The following is a 21,680-nucleotide window of genomic DNA, read 5'->3' as shown; positions in this document are numbered from 1 at the left end:
TTTTAGGGTGTCACTACAATAGGCCCTACTTTGGTGCTCAATGAGGTGTGCTTTGGTCGCTGGCCATGCAAGGGGTAACAATTGCAATTAGCCGAACATACAGACATTTACTCGTACATGACCGGGTCTCTGCCCGAGGCCAGTTGGCTTAGTGTCGGTACCCTAAGCAGCCATACTCAGCTGTTTCGCGGGGATATTGTCGAAGTTGAGATCTATGATCAACAAGGCTTGGTTAAGGGACTGAGCTTTAAACTTCATATTCAGTCCGATCAGCAAGGTGAGCCGCAGAACTGGTCTCGCGAGGTTGCCAATTACATCAATACCCATATTCCCCTGATGCAAGCGGGAAAGCTCACCGAGCATGGGTTGATTGTCGCCTATCGTGGCAATGAAATTTTCGCTTGTTCAAGCAGTGGCATTTCTGAGGTGGTGATTAACTACAATTGTGTGGCGAAAAAGCAGCACCAGGGTCAGCATAATCACCAAGGTTACGATCATATCTTTCCCATCGACCATGAATTGTATTGCGCCGGTGATCGTGTCTTGCACCTGGGCACCGGCAAGGTGTACCGCTGTAAACCTTGGCCCTACACCGAACTGTGCCGCTTAGGCGGCAACAACCACGAACAGTATGAGCCCGGAGTCGGCCTTAATTGGCGCACCGCGTGGCAAGAAATAGAGTCGTAGTCGCGAAAAAGCGCAGGTGATACACTGACAGTCCTGTTTCAGTGTATCGAGGTTGTGCGTGCAAGCTCCCATCGCCAAAAAAATTCCCCATCTGCTTACTCAGCATGGTCAACAACGACAAGACGATTACTATTGGATGCGCGACGATCAGCGCAAAAACCCAGAAGTTATCGACCATTTACGTGCAGAAAACGCTTATTGTGATGCTCAGTTAGCACCGAGTGCGGCGCGTCAGCAGCAGATTTTCTCCGAGCTCAAGGCGCGCATTAAAAAAGATGACAACACGGTACCGGTGCGCGACGGTCATTATTGGTATCACAGTGAGGTCTCGGGGGATGACGAATACGCCAGGCACTATCGCGCCAGCAGCTTTAGTGGCGACAATAAAACCTTACTTCTTGATGTAAACGCCCAGGCTACAGGCCATGAGTTTTATGACTTAGCCGATATGACGGTGAGCCCAAACGAGCAACTGCTCGCCTACTGTGAAGACACCAGTGGCCGTCGTATTTACCAGGTGTGCATCAAAGATCTGCAAAGCGGTGAGCTGCTCGATGATGTGCTGAATGAATGTGAAGGGCAAGTGGTGTGGGCCAACGACAACCGCACCCTGTATTATGTGAAGAAAGACCCGCAAACCCTGCTCGGCTTTCAGGTGTTTCGTCATCGCCTAGGGAGCGCCCAAAGTGATGATGAGCTGGTGTATGAAGAGCAGGACCGCAGCTTTTACATGGGCCTGGGGAAAAGTCGTGATGAAAGCCTGATTTTTATCGATCTGGAAGCCACCGAAACCAGCCATACCTATGTACTTGATGCCGATGATCCTCAGGCTCAACCGCAGCCGCTTATGCCCCGTGAAATGGGCCACCTGTATGATGTCGATAAGCTCGGTGAGCATTTTTATATCATCTCTAACCGAGAAGCGAAAAACTTTCGCCTGATGCAGGCGGATGCCACCACCATAGCCGACCCCAGTGCCTGGCTAGAGCTCATTGCTCATCGTGACAATGTCTTACTGGAGGGGGTCGATCTGTTTAACGGCCACTGGCTGGTTACCGAGCGTGAGCTCGGGCAGATCCGTTTTGTGGTGTATCAACACCAGCAAGGCAAAATGCAGGGTGAAGGGCAAACCTTGGGCTTTAGCGACCCCTGTTATTACGCCGGCGTAGGGGTGAACCCCGAGCCGGATGTAACCAGTGTACGTATTTACTACAGCAGTCTTACCACTCCGGGAAGTTTGTACGAATTCGACCTCAACACCCTGGAGCGCAAGTTGTTGAAGCAGCAACAGGTGCTTGGTGAGTTTAACGCCGCCGACTACCAAAGTGAGCGGCTGATGATCACCGTTCGCGATGGAGTTCAGGTGCCCGTATCCTTGGTGTATCGTCGCGATACATTCAATAAAGACGGCACTAACCCCTTGTTGCAATATGGCTATGGTGCTTACGGTATCACCATAGACCCCAGCTTTTCGAGCAGCATTTTAAGCTTGCTGGATCGCGGCTTCGTGTATGCCATTGCCCACATCCGTGGCAGTGAAATGCTGGGCCGCGCCTGGTATGAAGCGGGCAAGCTGGCGCACAAGCAAAATACCTTTAACGACTTTATCGATGTAACCCAGGCGCTGGTAGAACAGGGTTATGGCGCAGCCGATAAGATCTTTGCCAGTGGCGGCAGCGCTGGCGGCTTGTTGATGGGTGCTGTGGTTAACCAGGCACCGCATTTGTATCGTGCCATTGGCTGCCATGTGCCGTTTTTGGATGTGCTGACCACCATGCTGGATGACAGCATCCCGCTTACCACCAACGAGTATGATGAATGGGGCAACCCCAATAACGAACAGGACTATCGCACCATAGCCGCCTATTCTCCCTATGACAATATTCGAGCCCAGGCCTATCCCCATATTTTGGTGACCACCGGCCTGCACGACTCGCAAGTACAATATTGGGAGCCAATGAAGTGGGTGGCCAAGCTGCGCGAATACAAAACCGATGACCATTTGCTGCTGTTTAAAACCGACCTTGAAAGCGGTCATGGCGGGGCTTCCGGACGCTTTAAAAGCTTGGCGGAAAAGGCGCTGGAATTTAATTTCTTCTTAACGACGTTAGACTATGAAAATTAGCGGTTTATCCCAGGCGTGTGAGAACAACAAGGGGCCGATACTCGCCGAGTTAACGCAGATTTTTGCCCAGACCCAAAGGGTATTGGAAATCGGCTCTGGGACCGGGCAACATGCGCTGCACTTCGCCGCGCATCTCCCCCACTTGCTTTGGCAAACAAGCGATTTGGCTTATAACCATGAGCTGATCAACCAGGTGATCGGCACCGCCGAGAGCGATAATATTCTGCCGCCGTTGGCCTTAGATCTTGGACAAAGCTGGCCGTTAGGGAAAGTTGACGGCATTTTCACCGCCAATACCCTGCATATTGTCAGCGAGGAGTTGGTACAGGCGTTTTTCCACGGTGTGCAGCGACACCTTAGTCAGGGCGGAGCCTTGTGCATCTATGGGCCCTTTAATTACAACGGCACTTATACCAGCGAGAGCAATGCTCGCTTCGATGCCAGCCTGCGTGAGCGCGACCCGCAAAGTGGTTTGCGTGAACAGCAATGGGTGGTGGCCTTGGCCGAGGCGGCTGGGCTGGACCTGTGTGCCGACATTGCCATGCCCGCCAATAATCGTCTATTGCACTTTATACGGAGATAACCCGGCACATTGCTGCAAATAAAGGTTATATTGCCGCGTTTCGCGGACGATAAAGTCATCAATGGCCGCGTCAAAGGGGCTGTTAATAAAGCGATGGCAGGAATGGGTCAGTAGGGGGGTAAAGCCCCGGGCTAATTTATGCTCCCCCTGAGCACCGCCATTAAAGTGGGCTAACCCTTGGTTGATACAATATTCAATGCCTTGATAATAACAGAGCTCGAAGTGCAGTCGATCATAGTGCTCAAGGCAGCCCCAATAGCGTCCGTACAGTGTGTCTTTGCCACGTAAAAACAGACTGGCGGCGACTATGTCATTGCCATCGTAGGCGCTGATCACTACCAGGTGCTTGCCCATACTCTGCCATAGCTGGTTAAAAAAGTCGGCGTTTAAATAGCCCAGATGACCGGAGCGCTTGAGGTAGGTGCGCTGATAAAACGCGCTCAATGCCCGCATATGTGCTGGCGTGATTTCATCACCACTGGCAACTTCTATTCTCAGGCCCGCCTCGGTGACCGAGGCTCGTTCTTTGACTATATTCTTGCGCTTACGTGCCTTCAATTGCCGGCAAAACTCATCAAAGTCACGGTAGCCTTGGTTGTGCCATTGAAATTGCACCGTGGTGCGTCGCGCCAGGCCCAGCTCTTGTAATTGTTCGGCCCAGGCCTGAGAGCAAAAGTTGATATGCCAGCCGGACCAGCCCAGTTGCTGTGCCTGTTCATTTAAGGCGGTGTGAATGGCTGCCAGCGCCTGCTGCTGATTGACCCTATCGCTGAGGACCAGACGGGCGCCGGTCACCGGGGTAAAGGGCACGGCACTGATCCACTTGGGGTAATACTGATAGCCATGGGCTTCATAGGCTTCGGCGATGGCCCAGTCGAATACATATTCGCCGTAGGAATGGCTTTTAACATAGCCTATGGCCAGACCAACCAGCTCCTGGCCGCAGTAGAGTGCCAAATGCCGGGGTTGCCAGCCGCTGCGGGCGCTGGCGCAGCCCGTTTGCTCCAGAGCATTAATAAACTCGTAGCTGGAAAAGGGATCTTCGGCGGCATCAAAAAAGCGCTGCCATGCGACCTTGCCCAGTGCGTCGGCGCTGGGGACAAAGCGTACGCTGAACTTATTCATGCACACGCTCGAGGAAGGTGCGCATATCCCGCTCCAGCTCGGCATAAAAAGGGTTGTAGGTTAGGCGCTTGAGTGGCCCTTTGGCCAGATTAGCGGCGCTTCGCTCGCCAATCAGCACCTGAGGTTGGGTTTTACATTGGCGGTAAGCCTTATCGTCCTCCAGGTAGGAACCACAGTTGCGATAGCGCCCCTGGGCACCGTAATAGGGGTGATTTGGCGCATTAATCACGCTGACATGCGACAAGTCGAGGATCTTATTACAGGGTGGTTGGTTGGCCTGGCAGGCGTAGCTGTGCAATGGGAAGTCTTTACCCAAATAATCCGTGGCCGTTTGTGGGTTACCGTAATACACCAACATATCCTTGTCGCTGTTTGGGCGCGCCTGGGGGTTATACCAGGCCTTGGCCAGGGCCAAGGTAGCTTGCGCATCTATGGTGGTGTCCACCTCGCTTTGGACGATAAAAAGCGGCAAATTGGGCAGGTTTGCCTTGGCTAGATGCTCGCTATCGATGCGGCGCATGGCCTCGTGGGCCAGGCTGGCGGCGGCAAAAGGGAAGGACTCGTACTTGGCAAAATCGATATCGGCGTCCTTATCTATCCAGTTTACAAAGGGGATGCGGTCTATCCATTTCGCCAGCCAGCCCTGCTTGTTATGAGGCTCGGTTGCCGGGGACCACAGCATCAACGCCCTAACCTGTCGCGGCACCGGTCGCTCAATCAGGTTAGCCAGGGCTAAAGCGGCGCCGGTGGAGTAGCCGCCGATAATGACCTGCTCAAAGTCTTTGCTGGTACGGGCAATGGCGTAGTTGGCCAGGGCTTGCCACTGTTTAAAGCTCACTTCCTGGAGATCACTGGCGGCACTGCCGTGGCCGGGGAGTAGTACGGTACGTACGGTAAAGCCCTGGCGATAGAAAAACGCCGCTAAAGAATGATAGCTAAAGGGTGAGTCGGTGAGGCCATGCAGCAAAAGCACGGCCTTATTGCCATTGGGGTGACGCAGTTCAAAGGGACTCAGCAGGTCGCTTACGGTTAAGTCAGCCTCCAGCGAGCCCTGCGCCTGCAGTAACTTCACGGTTTCCGTGTGCACCGGGCAAGGCAGGTTGGCTCTGGGATTGCGGGTGTCGATCCACTCCCGCGCCGAACTCAGGTAGGTGCTAAAGGGTGGCAGGGAGTCGAGCTCAAGGGTCTGGACCTTGGTCTTTTTGGCAAAGCGAAAGGTACCGTCTTTTTTAGCCGTCATAATGTAGTCGATATCATCGATATGGCTGAGACAGGTCTGTGCCCAGCTTAGCGTACTGGTTAGGCCGAGTAGGAAACATAAAAGCAAGCGCATCGCTTTGATCTCTTGATAATTTATAGCAAGCAGCATAACAAAGCGGCGATTTTACGCCTAGCCCTAATCGCTTGGCCTCAACCTGGGTCAAGGAAGCGACACGGTCCTCACAGCGCTGGACGGCACCGGCGGCATGTGGGGTTCGCTTGATAAGGCTGTACACAGAGCTCGCAAAGCCCAGTTTGGTCGCATTGAGGTGAGTATGATCCCACGGATATCTTCGGTCTGTTGCAGTTAAATATCATCGGAATGAATCATGAAAGTTCAGTAATTTCACTTTTAAAGCTATGCTAGTTTTAAGTCATGATTGACTAATTTAAGAGCGTATTATGGTTAGCCACTCAGCCGCGTTTGATCGCTGGATCCGCAACGATTTCGTTTCCTTGAATAACGAATTGGAGGATCTGTATTGGCAACAAGAAGACAGGGCCAATGTTGTTGGCGTTGGTGAGGAAATCAAAGAGGCCATGGTGGCGCAGGGTAATGCGTTGATTCAGCGCCTTGTTGATGAGGGCAATACCGGACAGGGTTTTGATAAGGCCTTTGACCTGCTGGGCAATGTAGGATTGTTTATGGCCGCCTGTCGTCGCCATGAAGTCACTGAGCCATCGCGGGAAACCCAATCACCGCTGACGGCGGCCTCGACCCTGGCCATGCATATCGGTGCCTCGATTGGCGTAACCCCGCGCTTTGCAACCGCCCATTTAACCACTCATAACAGCGCCGAAAACGGGGTGTATAAACGCTTCACCGACCTGGCCGACGAGAAACTTTTTGTTGATTACAATACCAAGGGGATCCTTGCCTATAAGCGTGCAGCCGATGCCCTGCTGCGTTTACAGCCTTTAGGAATTTCTCACCCCATCGCTGCCGATCTCTTAAAGGTGGCCGAGCAGGCTTTAAAGGATGTAATGACCAGTAACCGCTATCTTTTTCAGCATCTTGATACCGATCGTTTCTTCTATTGTGTGCGCCCGTATTATAAGCCGTATCGCGTGGGCAAAGAGGTGTACCGCGGCGCCAATGCTGGCGACTTTGCCGGGATAAATGTGATTGATATGCTGTTGGGTCTGTGTCAAGCCAACGAAGTTAGCTATTCGCAACTGCTGGTGGATAAATTCCTCTATATGATGCCTCAAGACCAGCAGATCTTGCGCCATTGTATGCGCTTACCATCCTTTATGGATGAGTTTTTGCAAGTGGGAGAGCAGTACCGGAAGGCCAGTTGGTTTCAGGAAAACCTCAAAGCTTTTTTAACCGTGTGCAAGCTGCATGGGCAAACCGCCATTCAACACCACAATCAACTAGTGGAGAAATACATTCGCGTGCCGAACGAGCAACTCGATGCCGAGCATCAGGAAAAGGTCACCGCCAGTGGTCCGCCCTTGCCCGAGTTATTGGCGCAGTTGGAAAAGCTCCGCGATCGCCGTGCGGCACGCCCTCGCGATGATATTTTTACCCGCTTCGATGATGTGCAGCGACTAACCAAGATGGTGGATTAAGCCTTGAAAACTCAGTTTCATTTGCCCGCAGGGCCCTATTTTTTAAGTCACTCGGTGGGTCGTCCGCTGCGCTCGACGCAACAACACTTTAATGAGCACTTCTTTGCTCCCTGGCAACAGGGACAAAGCGAACCCTGGCCACAATGGTTGGGTGCGGTGCAGGACTTTACCACCGCGCTGGCTCGCTTGTTTAACTCTGAGGCGAGGCTGTTTTGCCCGCAGGTGAACCTATCCAGCGCCTTGAGTAAGTTGGTGATGGCGCACCCAGGTTTGAGCAAAGCAAAGTGTAAGGTGTTGATGTCGGAGCAGGACTTTCCCAGCATGGGCTTTGCATTGCAAAAGTCTTTGTCTCCCGATAGTGAGATAGTGTTTATCCCCGCCGGCGAAGATGTCAGCGATATCCAGGTGTGGCAGAGCCATATGCAAGCGGATATGGACATGGTATTTATCAGTCAGGTGTATTCCAATTCCGGGCGCCAGGCGCCGGTGACCGACATAGTGGCTACCGCCAAGGAGCTGAGCATGCTGAGTCTGGTCGATGTGGCTCAGGGAGCCGGAGTGATCCCCCTGGACTTGGCTCTGGTGCAGCCGGACTTTCTGATCGGCTCAAGCGTAAAATGGCTCTGTGGTGGCCCGGGAGCCGCATACCTCTGGCTCAGCAACGAGCAATTACCGAGCTGTGAGCCCAAGGATGTAGGTTGGTTTTCACATGCCAACCCATTCGAGTTCGATATCCATCATTTTGCCTACCATGACAGTGCCCTGCGATTTTGGGGGGGAACACCCAGCGTCGCCCCTTATGTATTAGCGGCGCACAGCATCAATTGGTTTAATGACTTTGGGGTCGACAAGGTACGCGCACATAACCTGAAGCTGCAGCGGCAGCTGCTTGATGAATGTGAAAGCCTAGCGGTCTCGCCTATGTCTGAGCAGCACCGTAGCGGTACCCTCATCCTTCATGGAGGCGCCAAGCAGGAGCAGATGATGCGGGAATTGGGGCAGCATAATATCAGTGTAGACGCGCGCCACCTGGGGGCTCGAGTGTCATTTCATATCTATAACGACGAGCAGGATGTGGCGCAACTGATATCAATATTAAAGCGGTTTATTTAATTTTGCCGCTGCGTTGATATTTTCTTTGTACTTTTGTAATTCGCTGATTGCGTTCTTTTCATTGTCGATAAGGGCGCGATAATTGGCACGCACTATGGTGGCCTGCTGTTTTTTCGCCTCGTCGATAGAGTCGCTGCCTAAATAGTTGGCGGTGGCTTGATTCATATTATCAAGTTGCGCCAGATCTTCAGCCATACGCGCTTCGTAGTCACTAATATTACGCTCGTGCATGGCGATGCGGCGGTCATATTCTTGCGACTTCAGATAGCTGTCTACCTCACTCACATTGGGCTGCTGTGTTTCTTCTTCTTCGCTGGTTACGGCTGTCACTGTTTTAGCGCCAGAGTAACGCACCTTAATAATTTGGGCATCTTTGCCACAGGGCTGCTGGCTAAAGGTGGCAACGCCGTTGATGGTGCATTTATAAACCGCGGCATAGCTGGGTAAGGCTGTAAGACAAAGTGCTGCGGCAAATATAACAGGGTATTTCATAGGACATGTCCGTATGGTTAGGGTTCTAAGATTCTAGAACTTTCCCTTGGGAAATCAACACCCCGTTAACAAACTAATATATTAGTAGCGGCTATCTCCGCTGACAGAGTGGGTGCTGTGTATAGGTATATTGCCGATAGGAGCAAGCTCTAATTAAGCTTTAGTTAAGGTGGTGGGGGCGCGATTGAACTTCGGACGCTTGCGACTGAACGCCGAAAAGCAAAAAACCGCGACAATGCGCGGTTTTTTCCAAAACTAATGGCGGAGAAGGAGGGATTCGAACCCTCGATAGAGCTACAAACCCTATACTCCCTTAGCAGGGGAGCGCCTTCAGCCACTCGGCCACCTCTCCGGCGCGAATCAGTTTGATAAAATATGGCGGAGAGATAGGGATTTGAACCCTAGATAGGCTATTAACCTATGCCGGTTTTCAAGACCGGTGCTTTCAACCACTCAGCCATCTCTCCATGGGGTAGGATAATACTGAGGCTTGTCGCCAGTGTAAATAGATAATGAATCGTTTGCTTGATTTTTGTTCTATTTCAGCGAGGTAGCCGCCTGGAGAAGGGGATTTTAGGTGCTAAGCTGGTTGGGTCTTAGCACCTAGTAGTAACATTAGTGTAATTAATTACTTGTAACGCACAACACCGCTAAGAGCGAGTTCTCTACCAAAGCGGTTTAGTTTGGCCATCATTTTCGCTTTACGCTTGCTTGGTTTTACTGCTACATGACTGGCTGCTGTTTGATTTAGGGTGTTTACTGGATTCATAGTCGCTTGCTCCGGGTTGTGCCTGTGGTTGAAAACAAGGCTATTTTGCAGCTCTCCTGGTTAAAAATAAAACGATAAATTTTGGCCCATTCGGATAAGTTATATTTATGCGATTAATGTTTTATTAAGTTTCATTTTTAGGTGTTGTTGCATGATTATTTAGGCGAAAAATATGATAACGGTCCATTTATCAAGGTTTTTTAGCTTGTAGTAATAGGTTTTATAAAATATTGTGCATATTTATTCAGATAAATCATATTTGTTATAGGTAGTTGTTTTGGACCGTCCAGACAGGTATTTACTGCTTTATCATCCGTTGCAAGCAAAGGCACAGTTAAAAACGATTCGCCATCATCTGGAAGAGTCAACTATCGGCTATGTTGAGGTCGCGACCAGCGGCGATTTTTACGCCGATTTACAGGGTCTGCAAAGCTACATACCAAATACCAAGCGAGTAATTGTGCTCGGTGGTGATGGTACGCTCAATTTGGCCGCCAATGCATTTGCCTACAGTGATGTTGAGGTCGCCCTGGTGCCCTGTGGCAGTGGTAATGATTTTGCTCGGCAATGGCGTTGCTCACAGCAACAATGGATAGGCAGTGCACTGACGCGTCCGAGTTCATCCATAGATCTGGGTAAGGTCAATGAGCGTTATTTTATCAATGTTGCGGGCGTCGGTTATGATGCTGCGGTGGTTAGCGCCAGCCAGAATAAGCGAGGCCGCTGGGCGCATTTAAGCTATGCATGGCAGGGAATAAAAATGTTGTATCGTTACGCTCCTTCGTTATTACAATTTTCCACTACCGAGGCGCAAGAGCAAAGGCTGCTTATGATGTGTCTGGCCAATGGCCGCTATTTTGGTGGCGGCATGTGTCTGGCGCCAGAGGCGAATCTTAGCGACGGCCAACTTAGTTGTGTGCAAATAGGAGCAGCGCCTTTTTGGCGGCAAATTCAGGCCTTAATTTTAAGCTATTTTGCGGCCCATACGAGGCTTAAGCAGGTCGCTATACATCCTGTATCCCAGCTCGATGTACACACCGCAAACATAGGCATAGAGGCTGATGGGGAGTATGTAGGAACCACACCAGCGCTCTTTTGCGTGCAGCGCGATGCCCTGCACTTTGTTATACCCCTCTAGGCAGGAGCCTTAAGCGGGTGCCTGTGTACGTCTGAAAAAATGGCCAATTTTATCGAAGGGTGTCAGTACGATGGCATTGCCCAAAAGGACAAAAACAAAGCCGTAGACCGTATTGAGCTGCCACACAAAGCCCTCGAACAGGGTGCTTAAAATCACTGCCACAAGTGGGAAGAGCACAATCACATAGCTGGCTTTCTCCGGGCCGATATTCTTTAGTAAGACAAAATAACAGGCGAAAGCGATCACAGTGCCGAAGGTGCTAAGGTACAGCAGCGATAACCAATAGCCCGTGCCGGCGGTGCTAAAGTCCCAACTGACATCGCTTAGTAAAGCAAATAGCGCCAGGCCTAAGGTGCTGTACAACATGCCCCAGGCATTGCCTTGCAGTACGCCGACCTGAGCTAAGGAGTTACGCACACTGACCATATTGCCAATGGAAGCCACGAGTGTGCCTGCCAAACACAATAACAGACCGATTAAGAGCTCATTGCTGAGATCTAAGGTGGCGATGGCCGGCCAGAATAAGATCACTATGCCCACTATGCCTAACAAGGCACCAAAATAAATGCGTTTGGCAATGGGTTTGCCGAAGAACAGTCGGGTGTTGAGGATATTCATCAGTAACAAGGTACTAAAGGCGATGGAGCTCATTGCCGAGGTAAGATAATGCTGCGCCCAATAGAGGATCAGATAGTTGGCGCCGAAGTTACACAGGGCCAGCAGGGTAAAAAAGCCATGATCACGGGCGCTAAAGCGCATGGGCAGCTTTTTGAGCAACACGTAAGTCCACATAATGGCGGCGGCAATGGCAAAGCGCAGGAACAGCGAGATCTGCACCGCCACGTCACCAAGCTGGAACTCGATAGCCAGCCAGGTTGAGCCCCAGATCAGGACAGTAAAAAAATACAGCAGGGCATTGTTCATGGCGTTTTTCTCTAGGCAAGTAAAGCTGGTATTTTAAAGTTATTCTGTATACTGTACATAAACAGAAAACATTATTTTACACCTGTACAGATTTGCTATGTCACGCATTATTAATAAGCAAGGTAATATCTACCTTTATCAGCAAGTAATTGATTTAATAAAAGATATGCAGTCACACGGCTCCTTGAGTGCAGGTGAGAAGCTGCCTTCTTTACGTGCTATGGCACAAAAGTTATCCATTAGCATTCCCACCATTCAGCAGGCCTACCAAGAGCTGGAGCGCCAGGGGGTGATCAGCGCCAGAGAGAAATCCGGTTTTTACCTCAATGCCAGCTCCGAGCAATGTCATCAACCGCGGCGCATTCAACTGGCGCGCCAGCCGGTGGCGGTTAATAAGCAGGCCCTGATAGAGCAGGTTTTTGATGGTCTGCATCGCGCCGCCGTGGTGCCTTTGGGGATCGCCAACCCGGTTGCGGTTAATCCCACCGATAAGGTGCTTAGTCGCACCATGCGTAAGGTGATGAATGTGGCTGGGCACCAGGCCATTAATTATGGTCCCCTGGATGGCTTTGCGGCACTGAAAAAACAGATTATTAATCGATATCTGGATTTTGCTATTGGCGTTAACAGTGATGAGCTGATTATTACCAATGGCGCCCAGGAAGCGTTGCACATTGCGGTGCAGTGTGTGACTCGGACGGGCGATATCGTCGCCATCGAGTCGCCCTGCTATTTTGGTATTATCGAAATGCTGGAAAGCCTGGGACTCAAGGTGATTGAAATTCCCATGTGTCCACAACAGGGCGTGTGCGTCGATGACCTGCAGCAGGCGTTTGCCGAGCATGACATCAAGGCCTGTATCTTTTCGACCAGTATTAGTAACCCATTAGGCTCGAAAATGCCCGAGGAGCGGCGCCAACGTTTGGTACGTTTGGTGGAAGAGCAAGGCGCGGTCCTTATCGAAGATGATGTCTATGGTGAGCTCGCCTACGAACCCGATGGCGCCAAACCGGCTCAGTATTATTCAACCAAGGGTAAAGTGATCACCTGTTCATCGCTGTCAAAAACTGCGGCACCGAGCTACCGTGTGGGCTGGATCATTGCCGGCAAATTTGCGCCTCAGGCGCGACGCTTAAAGCGTGCCATGAGCTGTGCTTCTTCACTGATGAATCAGTGGACCCTGTACGAATTTATGAACAGCGGTGATTACGATAAAAACCTGCGCATTATGCGCCAGCGTCTGGCGCTTAATAAAGAGCGGATGCGCGCCTTGGTGCAGCGGCATTTTCCACCAGGCACCCGCATGACCAACCCACAAGGGGGCTGTGTATTGTGGCTGCAACTGCCGACACAGTATGACGTTATTGCCTTGTTCCATCTGGCCTTGGAGGCCGGGATCAGCATTACCCCCGGGGCTATTTTTAGTGCCACCGATAAATACCGCCAGTGTTTACGCCTGAGTTTCGGGGTGCAGTGGAACGAGGAAGTAGAAAAGGCAGTCGCCCGGTTAGGGGCGCTCTGCCTGCAAGTGCAAAAGGGTAAGTCGAAGGGGACAGCGAAGGCTCTGGCAAAGACCTAATTCAGCATTGGTCAGGTGGCCCTCGCCTATTTACGCTTAGTTACCTAGCAGCTGATACTCTTTTAGTTCAGGGATCATGCTAAGTAATTGTGCTTCCTGCTGTGCCAGTTCGCTAAACGAATGACATAGCGCATCGGCACGCTCTTCAATATGAGCCGCCTGCAGTTCGACTCTTTGCTCGACCTGCTCACCAAGGCGCTCCATGCGTTGCTCAAACTCGTCCATGTCACCGCCCGAACCCAGTAGTTCAGAACCCAGGGCAATAAAGATACTGCCGATAGACTGCACCATGGCCTGTTCAATGGCTTGTTCAAAGTCTTCGTCAAACTGGCTTTCAATATCATTACCCAGCTGTTCGAAGCTTTGTTTGCCCATCACAAAGGCGCCGTCTTGGTAGAAGGTTTGCTCAATATTGACGCCGATATTGTCGACCAAATCGCTTAGCGCTTCATTGTGGCTGATGCCAAATGCCGCCCCGACTTCTTCCAAGGCCACTCCGGCGATTTTCACGCCATCCAGGGCTATCTGGGCCACCTCGGGCATATAGGTACGAACCTTGTCAGTGTAATCAGCCAAGGCCTGTTGCTGCTCGGCGTTTAACTCAACGGGCTGACCATCGACCTCAAGCAGGCCATCGCTGTACACCAGATGTTGATTATTGGCATTGGTGATCTGTAGGCGTTGTGGCTCGATACGCACATCATTTTTAAATTCAATGTTGCATTGCTCAGAGCCAAAGGACAGCGAATTTGCTTCCCCGGCAATGGCCGTGCCTGAAAGACTAAGGGCAGAGATAATGGCTAGCGTGCTGGTATTCATGATGATATTTCCTGTTATTCTGTTGACCCAATGAGCAATACAATTTCGATGCCAAATAATAAATTTATTAAAAATCAGCATCTTGTGTTTTCTTTGCCAAGGTGGTCAAGGCCTGTGTTAGTGCCTATGGCTAACATTTAGCGAAATTAACAACGACGGTAAGCCTGGCTATTTTGAGGCCGCGAATGATTAATAAAAGATGTTTGTCGAAACGATAAAAAAATCTCACTTTTCAGTTTGGGCTTTAGCGGCTATTTATTCACTCGAAGGCGCCTAGCCCTGAATTCGCCGGACCCGAGTAAGGGAAAGGTGAGAACTGATTTAGATTTATTGGAGTGTATTGTGGGTAAAACATATTCCTATGATGCGTTTGAAGACGAATTTGTTGCAGATGAATATGAAGCGATGGGACGCAATCAAAATGACCGTCGCAAGCGCAAAGTTAAGAAAAAACTGGACGACTACCTAGAGCAGCGAAAGCTAAGAAAGCATCTTGGTAGCGATGACTTTGACGACTATTTGAATGAATAATTAAAGGGGCTTTGGCCCCTTTGTTGTTAGCGCAGCACAAAAAAGACCGCCATGGCCAGTATGGTGGTGGCGTAAATGCTATGGCTTTTATAAGCGGTAATGATGGCGACGATGGCGGCGACAAGATACGGATTGCTGTAGCTGAGTTGCCACTGTCCGCCAGGTAACACGACGATGGGCACCCAAATAGCTGTGAGTACCGCCGGGGCGCTAAAGCTCAAAAAGCGTTGCATTTTAGGACCGACCCGAAAAGGCAGGGCGCGGTGTAAAAATAAATAACGACTGCCAAAGGTAATGGCCGCCATCAGCAAGATGGTGGTGATCATTGCGTTCCTCCACGGCTGAGTATGTAGCCAAAACTCATGCCGATGAGGGCACTAAATACCAACCACAACTCCACTCCCCAGGACTTCAGTAACGCGGCGCTTATCCCAGATGCCAACACGCACGCCAGAGTGGGCCAATTTTTAATGGCCGGGATCACCAGGGCGATAAAGGTGGTGGCGATGGCAAAGTCGAGCCCGAGATTGGTTAAGTCCGGCAGCAATTGGCCCGCGACTATGCCCAGCAGGGTCCAGATATTCCAAGCGACATAAAAGCTAAAACCGGCACTGAGGGCATAGATCAGCCGCACCTGGGTTTGATAAGCCTTAGGGTGGTGAGAAAAAGCAAAGAGCTCATCGGTCAGCACAAAACTCACTGGCAAACGCCATCGGAGCGGTTGCGCTATAACCTTCTGGCGAATGGCCAAGCCATATAAAAAGTGCCGTGAGCTGATGATAAAGGTGGTGATGGCTATGGTCAGTAGGGGAGTGTCGTTTGCAATCAGCTCAATGGCCACGAGTTGCGCCGAGCCGGCAAAAACCAACAAAGACATTAGTTGCGCTTCAACTAGCGTAAAGCCATTTTGCATCGCCAGCGACCCGCACAGTAGTCCCCATGGGAGTACGGCCAGGTTAAGCGGCATCATATCGAGCTGGCCTTTAATAAATGCCCGCTGTCGCAGCTTGGCGCTGCGTTTTGTGTGACTAGATTGAGCCATAGTTAAAAATTAACCAAGTTGATTTCGCACCGACGCTAGAGTTTGGCATAATCATGCCTATTGCAAAAGAAGTGGAGCAGTTATGAAAGTTTGGGATGGATATATACGGTTTTTCCATTGGGCCCTGGTGAGTTGTTTAGTCGGCTTATATTTCTCTGCCGAGGAAGGAGCCATGGAGCTGCATTTTGTACTTGGTTATATCACCCTGGCGCTGTTGGCAACGCGTTTAATTTGGGGCCTGGTTGGCAGTGATACCGCACGGATATCGGCTTTATTGCATGGCCCTAAAGCGGTTGCGCAGGCTTTAAAAGCCAAGCATTTAACGCCCGGACATAACGCTGCCGGCAGCTATATGGTGTTGGTATTTTTCGCCTTAATTTTGTTGCAACTGGTTACCGGCCTGATGGCCACCGATGACATTATGGTTGACGGTCCCTTGGTGCAATATGTTTCCTATGAATGGGTTGAATGGGCCTCCTCGCTGCATCATCAGAATTTTGATTGGCTGCTCATCGCCATAGGGTTGCACCTTTTGGCCATTATTGTTTATGCCCTACGCGGTAAAAAACTGGTGCCGGCGATGATCACCGGACGTAATCAGCAACTGAAAAACGCCGTGCGACTGAAAGCCAGTTGGCCGGCCTTTGCCATCTTTGCCGTTTTATTGGGTATGCTGCTCGCCACCTGGGGTTATGAGCCGCTGCAAGCCTTGTTGTAGGGATGAATGGCAGTTGTTTACATTTAGTTACAAAATGCTAATGCGCCGCTAGGGCGCATTGGATGCGGGGTTCTACCTCGCATTTTAGTGTTAACCTTGCGTTTACACGATTGCCATATTGTAACGTTCCTGTTTTGGCTTTATTGTCCGAAAACAACAATAAAGTAGTAGATTTAACAACAAAACAGGTATCACTATGAATAATAATAACCTTCGCCGCAGTGCAATTGCGCTAGGCATCTCTTCTGCGCTGTTAAGCGCACCGGCCATCAGTGCCACCTTACCTGCACAAACTAAGCTACTGGGTTCTCAGTATGAATCACAGGTACAGCGTCAGGTAGCCGAATTTAAACAACAAGAAAAAAATGCGGTAGCCTGGTTAATTGAGTTAAATGGACAATCGCTTTACGGCGTTAGCAAGTCACAACAAGCGGCTTTGAGCGCCAATATTACCGATATGCAGCAGCGTGTAATGAGCGACATGCAGAACATGGATCTCGGCCTAAACGTCATTACCCGTACTTCAAGGTTAGCCAATGCTTTGGTTGTTGAGGGTGAAGAAGCCGAAGTACGTCAGTTGGAAAACCATAGCGACGTTAAAGCCGTGTATCCGGTATATGACTACGAGCTGGCCGTTGCGGATAGCGCCGATTATATTAAGGCCACACCTTTGGTTGAGAATGGCCTTGCCAGCGGCAAGGGTGTGCGAGTGGCTGTGTTGGACACGGGTATCGATTACACTCACGCGGCCTTTGGTGGTGAAGGAACGGCAGAAGCCTATGCTGCAGCCATTGCCGATGAAACGGTTACCTGGCCTCAAGGCATAGTGAAGGGTGGTTATGACTTCTATAACATGGATGACGACCCGATTGACAACGGCACCAATCATGGTACCCATGTATCACACTCGGTGACCGGGATTGCCCCAGATGTAGAGCTATTCGTTTATTCCGTTTGTGCGGGCACATGTCCAGGGGTTGCCCAGCTTATGGCTTTAGAAGAGGCGATGGATCCCAATAAAGACATGGATATTGTTGACCGTGTCGATGTGATCAATATGTCTCTCGGTGGTGACTATGGTGATGTCGCCGAAAGTGCCGTGGGCCTATTTATCAACCGTGCCGTAACACTGGGCACCAATGTGGTGATCTCCGCCGGTAACGACAACAATATTCCGTATATTGTGGGCGGCCCGAGCACAACAGAGAATGCCTTGTCTGTTGGCGCGATGACGCATCCTACTGACGAGGTGCTTAACGCTAAGGGTACGGTTGCAGGTGAAGAAGCCGTATTCCAAGCGGCTAGTTTTGGTCCGCAAGAAGCATTTAGCTTTAGCAGTGAAGATATTGAGCTGGTTTACCCGGATGCAAACCAAACTGCCTGTACGGCATTTGCTGATGGCACAGATTTTACTGGCAAAGCGGTAATTCTCGATCGTGGTGGCTGTGCCTTTACGATGAAGGTATTGGCGGCTCAAGAAAAGGGTGCTGCCTTTGTTATTATCGCTAATAACAATGATGATGGTACGCCGGCGCCTATGGGCGGCTTCGATGCGGCAGTCACCATACCATCTGTGGGGGTTAGCTACGCCACGGGTATGCAGCTTAAAGGGGGTGCAAGCTTTAGTGTCAGTATTGAGTCCGTGGTTACATCGGGTGCGGTCGCTGGTTTCTCATCACGTGGTCCTTCTGTAAGCGGCTTACTTAAACCTGAAATTACTGCTCCAGGCGTAAATATTATGACTGCGCACCCAGGCACGGGCGATGGCTTAAGCGGTGCAAGTGGTACCTCTTTCTCCGGCCCAATTACTGCGGGGGCGATGAGCATTCTTAAAGAAGCCTTGCCCGAGCGCAATGCCCTTGAGTTAAAAGCGACGCTAATGAATGCGGCGAATTTAGATGTCACCATGACACCTAAGTCGATTGACGAAAATGCCGAGTTAGCACCGATCAGTATTATCGGCTCTGGTTTGGTAGACGTGGAAAAAGCAGCCAACTTACCGGTTGCAGCCTGGGCTAAAGACAGCGGGCAGGCAGCGCTTTCGTTTGGCTTACACAGTCTGACCGAGACAGCCACTATGACCAAAACGGTGCAAGTGAAGAACTTCTCAAACTCGGCTAAAACATACGACCTAGCTTGGCAACACCGCTTTGCGGATGATCAGGAGTCTGGAGCTATCACAGCTGAATACCCAGCGTCAGTGACCGTGCCGGCAGGTCAAACGGTTGAGTTTGATGTAACCGTAACTATCGACCCAACTAAGCTGCCAGAATGGCAAGTGAATTTCACTAACTCTTGGTCAAATGATGCAGGTGCATTACTGACTAAATCTGAGCTAGATGGTGCACTTGTGTTCAATGAAGGTGGTGAGCATGCATTACACATGGTTTATCATGTGTTGCCACGTGCAGCGGCAAAACCCGTACTAGATGCGCAAAAAACCGAAGAAGGTGTTGTATATACAATTACTAACGAAGGTGCCACTGATTTTGAGCCGGTGATCATTGAAAATACGGCGACCGATGAAGTAGGTGACGCTGAGCGTTTGGATATTGTTTCTGGTAGTGTTGAAACACTTCAGGTGCCAGCTTCTTTCTGTGCCTCAGGTTATGGTGTATTCACAACCATCGTTTTAAATCAGACAATTACCTCTAACTTTATCGGTAACTTTGCTGCCGATTATGACTTAGACAGTGATGGAGTTTGGGATGCACGTGCTCATTCATTGAGCTACCGTTCGTTCGCAAATGGTGTGCCACCAATTCCTGTTACTTACTCAGTTCCAGCGTCCACCTTGAACAATCTGTACTTCGATAGCGGTACTAACTTCGTGACGCTGCAAAACTGTATCGAAGATTACGGTCTAACCGCCGCCGATCTGGGCACGGTAAACGCTACGGTACGCTTTAGAGTGGGTGAAGGCTACTACGACAGCACAGGTGCTTATGCTGTAGATAGTGCGCAAGGTAGCTACAACTTTGCTCCTGCTCGTATTGTGGCCATGGCCGTAGATGCTCAGGGCGATGAAGTAGAAAGCCTGGCGCCGGGTGAGTCGGCGCAGTTCTTGTTTGCTGATGCAAACTTTACCGTATTGAGTACGTCCGGCTCTGCCGCCGTGCTTGGCTCGGCGCGTGACGATATGGAAGTTGCACCTAGCTTGGCCGACGCCGAATTCAGCGTTGATGAAAACACCGCGAATGACACAGTGATTGGCACCCTGGCGGCCATGCGTAATGCTCCGTTGGCGGGCGCTATTTCCGAGTTCATCGTTACTAGCTCTACCTCAACTGCGGTGGACATCAATGACATGGGCGAAGTGGTTGTAGTCAATGCCGAGCAATTGGACTTCGACGCCGGTCTTGAACAAATCACCCTGACAGTGGTTGCCACCGACACCTATGGTCAAATCTCTAATGAAGCGACCGTAGTGGTCAAGGTGAATAATCTGGCCGATGAAGCCTCTGAACAGCCGAAACCACAGCCTAAGATTGAACCTAAGAAGAGCACCAGCTCAGGTACTTGGGCCTGGTTGACTCTGCTGATGGCACCGGCGTTATGGTTACGTCGTCGTCGCAGCTAAGCTAACATTTGGGCACAAAAAACGGCGCTAATTAGCGCCGTTTTTTTATTTCTTAAAGGGCTTAGTCTTTAAACGAATTATGGCAGTCTTTACAACCTTTCGCCCAGTTTTGGAAAGCCGGTACGATCGTTTCTTTGTCGCCACTTTGCGCCGCTACTGCTAGCTCCTGCGCGTATTTCGCAAAGGCATCGGCCTTAGCATCAAAGGTAGCGCGGTCTTCCCAGATGGCCGGTAGTGCGCTGGTGTCGCCCTTATCTGTGCCGGCGCCGAAGGCTTCCCAAGGCATTTGCGATAGAGCCGCGGCGTTGTTGGCGCGCATGGCAAAGCGCTCAGCGTCGAAAGGTACCTTGCCTTTAAGCATGTCACCCATGTCGGCGATCTGTATACGGAGCATTGAAAATGCCGATTTACGGTAGTCGATAGCATCTTCTGGCTTTTCAAAAACAGAGTTTGCTAGGGCTGATGATGAGCTGGCAGCCAGCGCGATTGCAGTGATAATAGAGTGTAGTTTCATTCCATTAGTCCATTATTATAAAAATTGTGTCCCTTTTTACCTAAGGGGGGAAGTGAAGACAAGCCCAGTGGCGCAATCTTCACTGTACAGACCTATGATTAGTGTTAAGAAGTATTTACTCACCTAGGTCTATATCGGCAAAAATCATCCCTCGGCGCATGCTCCTAAATGCAAGGTAAACCTCGGCAAGCAGAGAAATAAACGCCAGGATCAGCAGCACCATGGCAATCATAAAGCACACGGCTATCGCAGTGCCCAGGTTAACTGATTGAATATTAGCCATAAAAAGTAACATAACCACGGCACTGACCAGGGTGGCGCTGAGTACGCTCAAGCTGAAGGCAAAATGGATATAGCGGGCGCGTTTAAGCAGGGCGCGTAATTCCGTGGTCAGGGAAAAGTTAAAATCTTCGTCGCTGCTAATTTTTAGCTTGCGCTCTAATGTCCGCGCCCGGTCGGTGATACGCGCCAAACGACTTGAAAGCACCCCTAGGGTGGCGGCGATACCGGTGATAAGGAAAACCGGGGCAACGGCGGTTTGAATCACCTTTGCCATGGTGAGGATATTAACGACGTCTGTGTTCACACTGACTCCCACAGAAACAATGACAATGCCGTTAGTCTAGCGGCAATTGTTGATGAAGGATAGACATTTGCTCTGGCGAAAAGCTGGACACTAAGCAATAAAACTGAGAATCTCAGTAACTTAACAACAATCACAGGAGTGAACATGGAACCGGTATTACCTGAGAACAATAACCAAGCGAAGAGCAATGATGAGAAGAGCATGGCGATGCTCTGCCATTTGGCCGCGTTAGCCGGCTTTATCGTGCCTTTTGGCTCAATCTTAGGGCCTTTAATTATCTGGTTGGTTAAAAAAGAAGACATGCCTGTTGTCGATCGCCATGGCCGTGAGTCATTGAACTTCCAGTTCACCATGTTGATCGCCTACATCGTTTGTTTCTTACTGATTTTCGTGGCCGTGGGTATTTTGCTACTGCCAATCGTGGCCTTGTTCTCCTTTATCATGGTGATCGTGGCATCGATTAAGGCCTACGAGGGAAAAGAGTTTAGTTATCCGTTGACGATTAGATTCTTATAAGTGG

General features: G+C 50.4%; 21 protein-coding genes and 2 tRNA genes. 11 read left to right on the top strand and 12 right to left on the bottom strand.

Going from position 1 to position 21,680, the window contains the following annotated elements; all coding sequences use genetic code 11:
- The first annotated feature begins 81 nt into the window (after positions 1-81).
- From C2M29_RS04925 to C2M29_RS04915, 3 genes are read left to right on the top strand one after another with little or no spacing between them, the layout of a single operon-like run.
- Entirely contained in the window at positions 82-687 is a 606-nt protein-coding gene (locus tag C2M29_RS04925; RefSeq protein ID WP_233998357.1) for a chitin-binding protein, read from the top strand.
- A 58-nt stretch (positions 688-745) separates the two neighbouring features.
- Positions 746-2,812 (top strand): S9 family peptidase, encoded by a 2,067-nt coding sequence (locus tag C2M29_RS04920; RefSeq protein ID WP_233998356.1) that lies wholly within the window; start codon positions 746-748, stop codon positions 2,810-2,812.
- On the top strand, positions 2,802-3,395 hold the full coding sequence (locus C2M29_RS04915) for a DUF938 domain-containing protein (RefSeq protein WP_105188691.1): 594 nt from the start codon (positions 2,802-2,804) through the stop codon (positions 3,393-3,395). The genes C2M29_RS04920 and C2M29_RS04915 overlap by 11 nt, the downstream gene beginning before the upstream one ends.
- On the opposite strand, the gene C2M29_RS04910 is transcribed toward C2M29_RS04915, so the two are convergent.
- Positions 3,372-4,520 carry a GNAT family N-acetyltransferase gene (locus C2M29_RS04910; protein WP_105188690.1) on the bottom strand — a complete coding sequence of 383 codons (1,149 nt, stop codon included), beginning with the start codon at positions 4,518-4,520 and terminating at the stop codon, positions 3,372-3,374. The genes C2M29_RS04915 and C2M29_RS04910 overlap by 24 nt on opposite strands.
- Positions 4,513-5,853, bottom strand: a complete 1,341-nt coding sequence (locus C2M29_RS04905) for an alpha/beta hydrolase (protein ID WP_105188783.1) — start codon at positions 5,851-5,853, stop codon at positions 4,513-4,515. Before C2M29_RS04905 ends, C2M29_RS04910 begins: the two co-directional genes overlap by 8 nt.
- 329 nt (positions 5,854-6,182) lie before the next feature.
- Between C2M29_RS04905 and C2M29_RS04900 the strand changes: the two genes are divergently transcribed.
- Positions 6,183-7,355, top strand: a complete 1,173-nt coding sequence (locus C2M29_RS04900; protein WP_105188689.1) for a PrnB family protein — start codon at positions 6,183-6,185, stop codon at positions 7,353-7,355.
- Between the two features lie 3 nt (positions 7,356-7,358).
- Complete coding sequence (locus C2M29_RS04895; RefSeq protein ID WP_105188688.1) at positions 7,359-8,468, top strand: aminotransferase class V-fold PLP-dependent enzyme; 1,110 nt, start codon at positions 7,359-7,361, stop codon at positions 8,466-8,468.
- On the opposite strand, the gene C2M29_RS04890 is transcribed toward C2M29_RS04895, so the two are convergent.
- The 4 genes from C2M29_RS04890 to C2M29_RS16630 all read right to left on the bottom strand — a co-directional run bounded on the left by C2M29_RS04890 (position 8,451) and on the right by C2M29_RS16630 (position 9,729).
- A complete protein-coding gene (locus tag C2M29_RS04890; protein ID WP_105188687.1) occupies positions 8,451-8,960 on the bottom strand; it encodes a DUF4124 domain-containing protein in 510 nt (169 codons plus the stop codon). The two genes, C2M29_RS04895 and C2M29_RS04890, sit on opposite strands and share 18 nt — an antisense overlap.
- Positions 8,961-9,219: 259 nt before the next feature.
- Positions 9,220-9,312, bottom strand: a tRNA-Ser gene (locus tag C2M29_RS04885).
- A gap of 24 nt (positions 9,313-9,336) precedes the next feature.
- Positions 9,337-9,427 (bottom strand) — tRNA-Ser (locus C2M29_RS04880).
- Positions 9,428-9,588: 161 nt separating this feature from the next.
- Positions 9,589-9,729, bottom strand: a complete 141-nt coding sequence (locus C2M29_RS16630; RefSeq protein ID WP_199774857.1) for a hypothetical protein — start codon at positions 9,727-9,729, stop codon at positions 9,589-9,591.
- A gap of 277 nt (positions 9,730-10,006) precedes the next feature.
- Here C2M29_RS16630 and C2M29_RS04875 point away from each other — a divergent pair, with 277 nt between their 5' ends.
- Positions 10,007-10,867, top strand: coding sequence for a diacylglycerol/lipid kinase family protein (locus C2M29_RS04875; protein WP_105188686.1), 861 nt, complete (start codon positions 10,007-10,009; stop codon positions 10,865-10,867).
- Between the two features lie 9 nt (positions 10,868-10,876).
- Here the strand turns inward: C2M29_RS04875 and C2M29_RS04870 are convergent, their stop codons facing one another.
- A complete protein-coding gene (locus C2M29_RS04870; protein ID WP_105188685.1) occupies positions 10,877-11,791 on the bottom strand; it encodes a DMT family transporter in 915 nt (304 codons plus the stop codon).
- 97 nt (positions 11,792-11,888) lie between these two features.
- Here C2M29_RS04870 and C2M29_RS04865 point away from each other — a divergent pair, with 97 nt between their 5' ends.
- Positions 11,889-13,370 carry an aminotransferase-like domain-containing protein gene (locus C2M29_RS04865; RefSeq protein WP_105188684.1) on the top strand — a complete coding sequence of 494 codons (1,482 nt, stop codon included), beginning with the start codon at positions 11,889-11,891 and terminating at the stop codon, positions 13,368-13,370.
- 36 nt (positions 13,371-13,406) lie between these two features.
- Here C2M29_RS04865 and C2M29_RS04860 read toward each other — a convergent pair whose 3' ends face one another.
- On the bottom strand, positions 13,407-14,189 hold the full coding sequence (locus tag C2M29_RS04860; protein ID WP_105188683.1) for a YggN family protein: 783 nt from the start codon (positions 14,187-14,189) through the stop codon (positions 13,407-13,409).
- Positions 14,190-14,531: 342 nt separating this feature from the next.
- On the opposite strand from C2M29_RS04860, the gene C2M29_RS04855 reads away from it, so the two are divergent.
- Entirely contained in the window at positions 14,532-14,720 is a 189-nt protein-coding gene (locus tag C2M29_RS04855; protein ID WP_105188682.1) for a PA3496 family putative envelope integrity protein, read from the top strand.
- A gap of 26 nt (positions 14,721-14,746) precedes the next feature.
- Here C2M29_RS04855 and C2M29_RS04850 read toward each other — a convergent pair whose 3' ends face one another.
- Both C2M29_RS04850 and C2M29_RS04845 read right to left on the bottom strand, forming a co-directional pair.
- Entirely contained in the window at positions 14,747-15,046 is a 300-nt protein-coding gene (locus C2M29_RS04850; protein WP_105188681.1) for an AzlD domain-containing protein, read from the bottom strand.
- Positions 15,043-15,762 (bottom strand): AzlC family ABC transporter permease, encoded by a 720-nt coding sequence (locus C2M29_RS04845; RefSeq protein WP_105188680.1) that lies wholly within the window; start codon positions 15,760-15,762, stop codon positions 15,043-15,045. The genes C2M29_RS04850 and C2M29_RS04845 overlap by 4 nt, the downstream gene beginning before the upstream one ends.
- Before the next feature lie 82 nt (positions 15,763-15,844).
- Here C2M29_RS04845 and C2M29_RS04840 point away from each other — a divergent pair, with 82 nt between their 5' ends.
- Positions 15,845-16,480, top strand: coding sequence for a cytochrome b/b6 domain-containing protein (locus C2M29_RS04840; protein ID WP_105188679.1), 636 nt, complete (start codon positions 15,845-15,847; stop codon positions 16,478-16,480).
- 196 nt (positions 16,481-16,676) lie between these two features.
- Positions 16,677-20,060, top strand: coding sequence for a S8 family serine peptidase (locus C2M29_RS04835; protein WP_105188678.1), 3,384 nt, complete (start codon positions 16,677-16,679; stop codon positions 20,058-20,060).
- A 61-nt stretch (positions 20,061-20,121) separates the two neighbouring features.
- Here C2M29_RS04835 and C2M29_RS04830 read toward each other — a convergent pair whose 3' ends face one another.
- Positions 20,122-20,574 (bottom strand): c-type cytochrome, encoded by a 453-nt coding sequence (locus C2M29_RS04830; protein ID WP_105188677.1) that lies wholly within the window; start codon positions 20,572-20,574, stop codon positions 20,122-20,124.
- A gap of 115 nt (positions 20,575-20,689) precedes the next feature.
- The gene (locus C2M29_RS04825) at positions 20,690-21,160 is read right to left on the bottom strand and encodes a DUF2721 domain-containing protein (RefSeq protein ID WP_105188676.1); all 471 of its coding nucleotides are present in this window, start codon (positions 21,158-21,160) and stop codon (positions 20,690-20,692) included.
- A gap of 144 nt (positions 21,161-21,304) precedes the next feature.
- On the opposite strand from C2M29_RS04825, the gene C2M29_RS04820 reads away from it, so the two are divergent.
- A complete protein-coding gene (locus C2M29_RS04820) occupies positions 21,305-21,676 on the top strand; it encodes a DUF4870 domain-containing protein (RefSeq protein WP_105188675.1) in 372 nt (123 codons plus the stop codon).
- Positions 21,677-21,680 lie beyond the last annotated feature (4 nt).

Origin of the sequence: Pseudoalteromonas sp. T1lg48, from assembly GCF_002964785.1 — a bacterium.
GTDB lineage: Bacteria > Pseudomonadota > Gammaproteobacteria > Enterobacterales > Alteromonadaceae > Pseudoalteromonas.
This window is presented reverse-complemented; position numbering and strand designations above follow the sequence as displayed.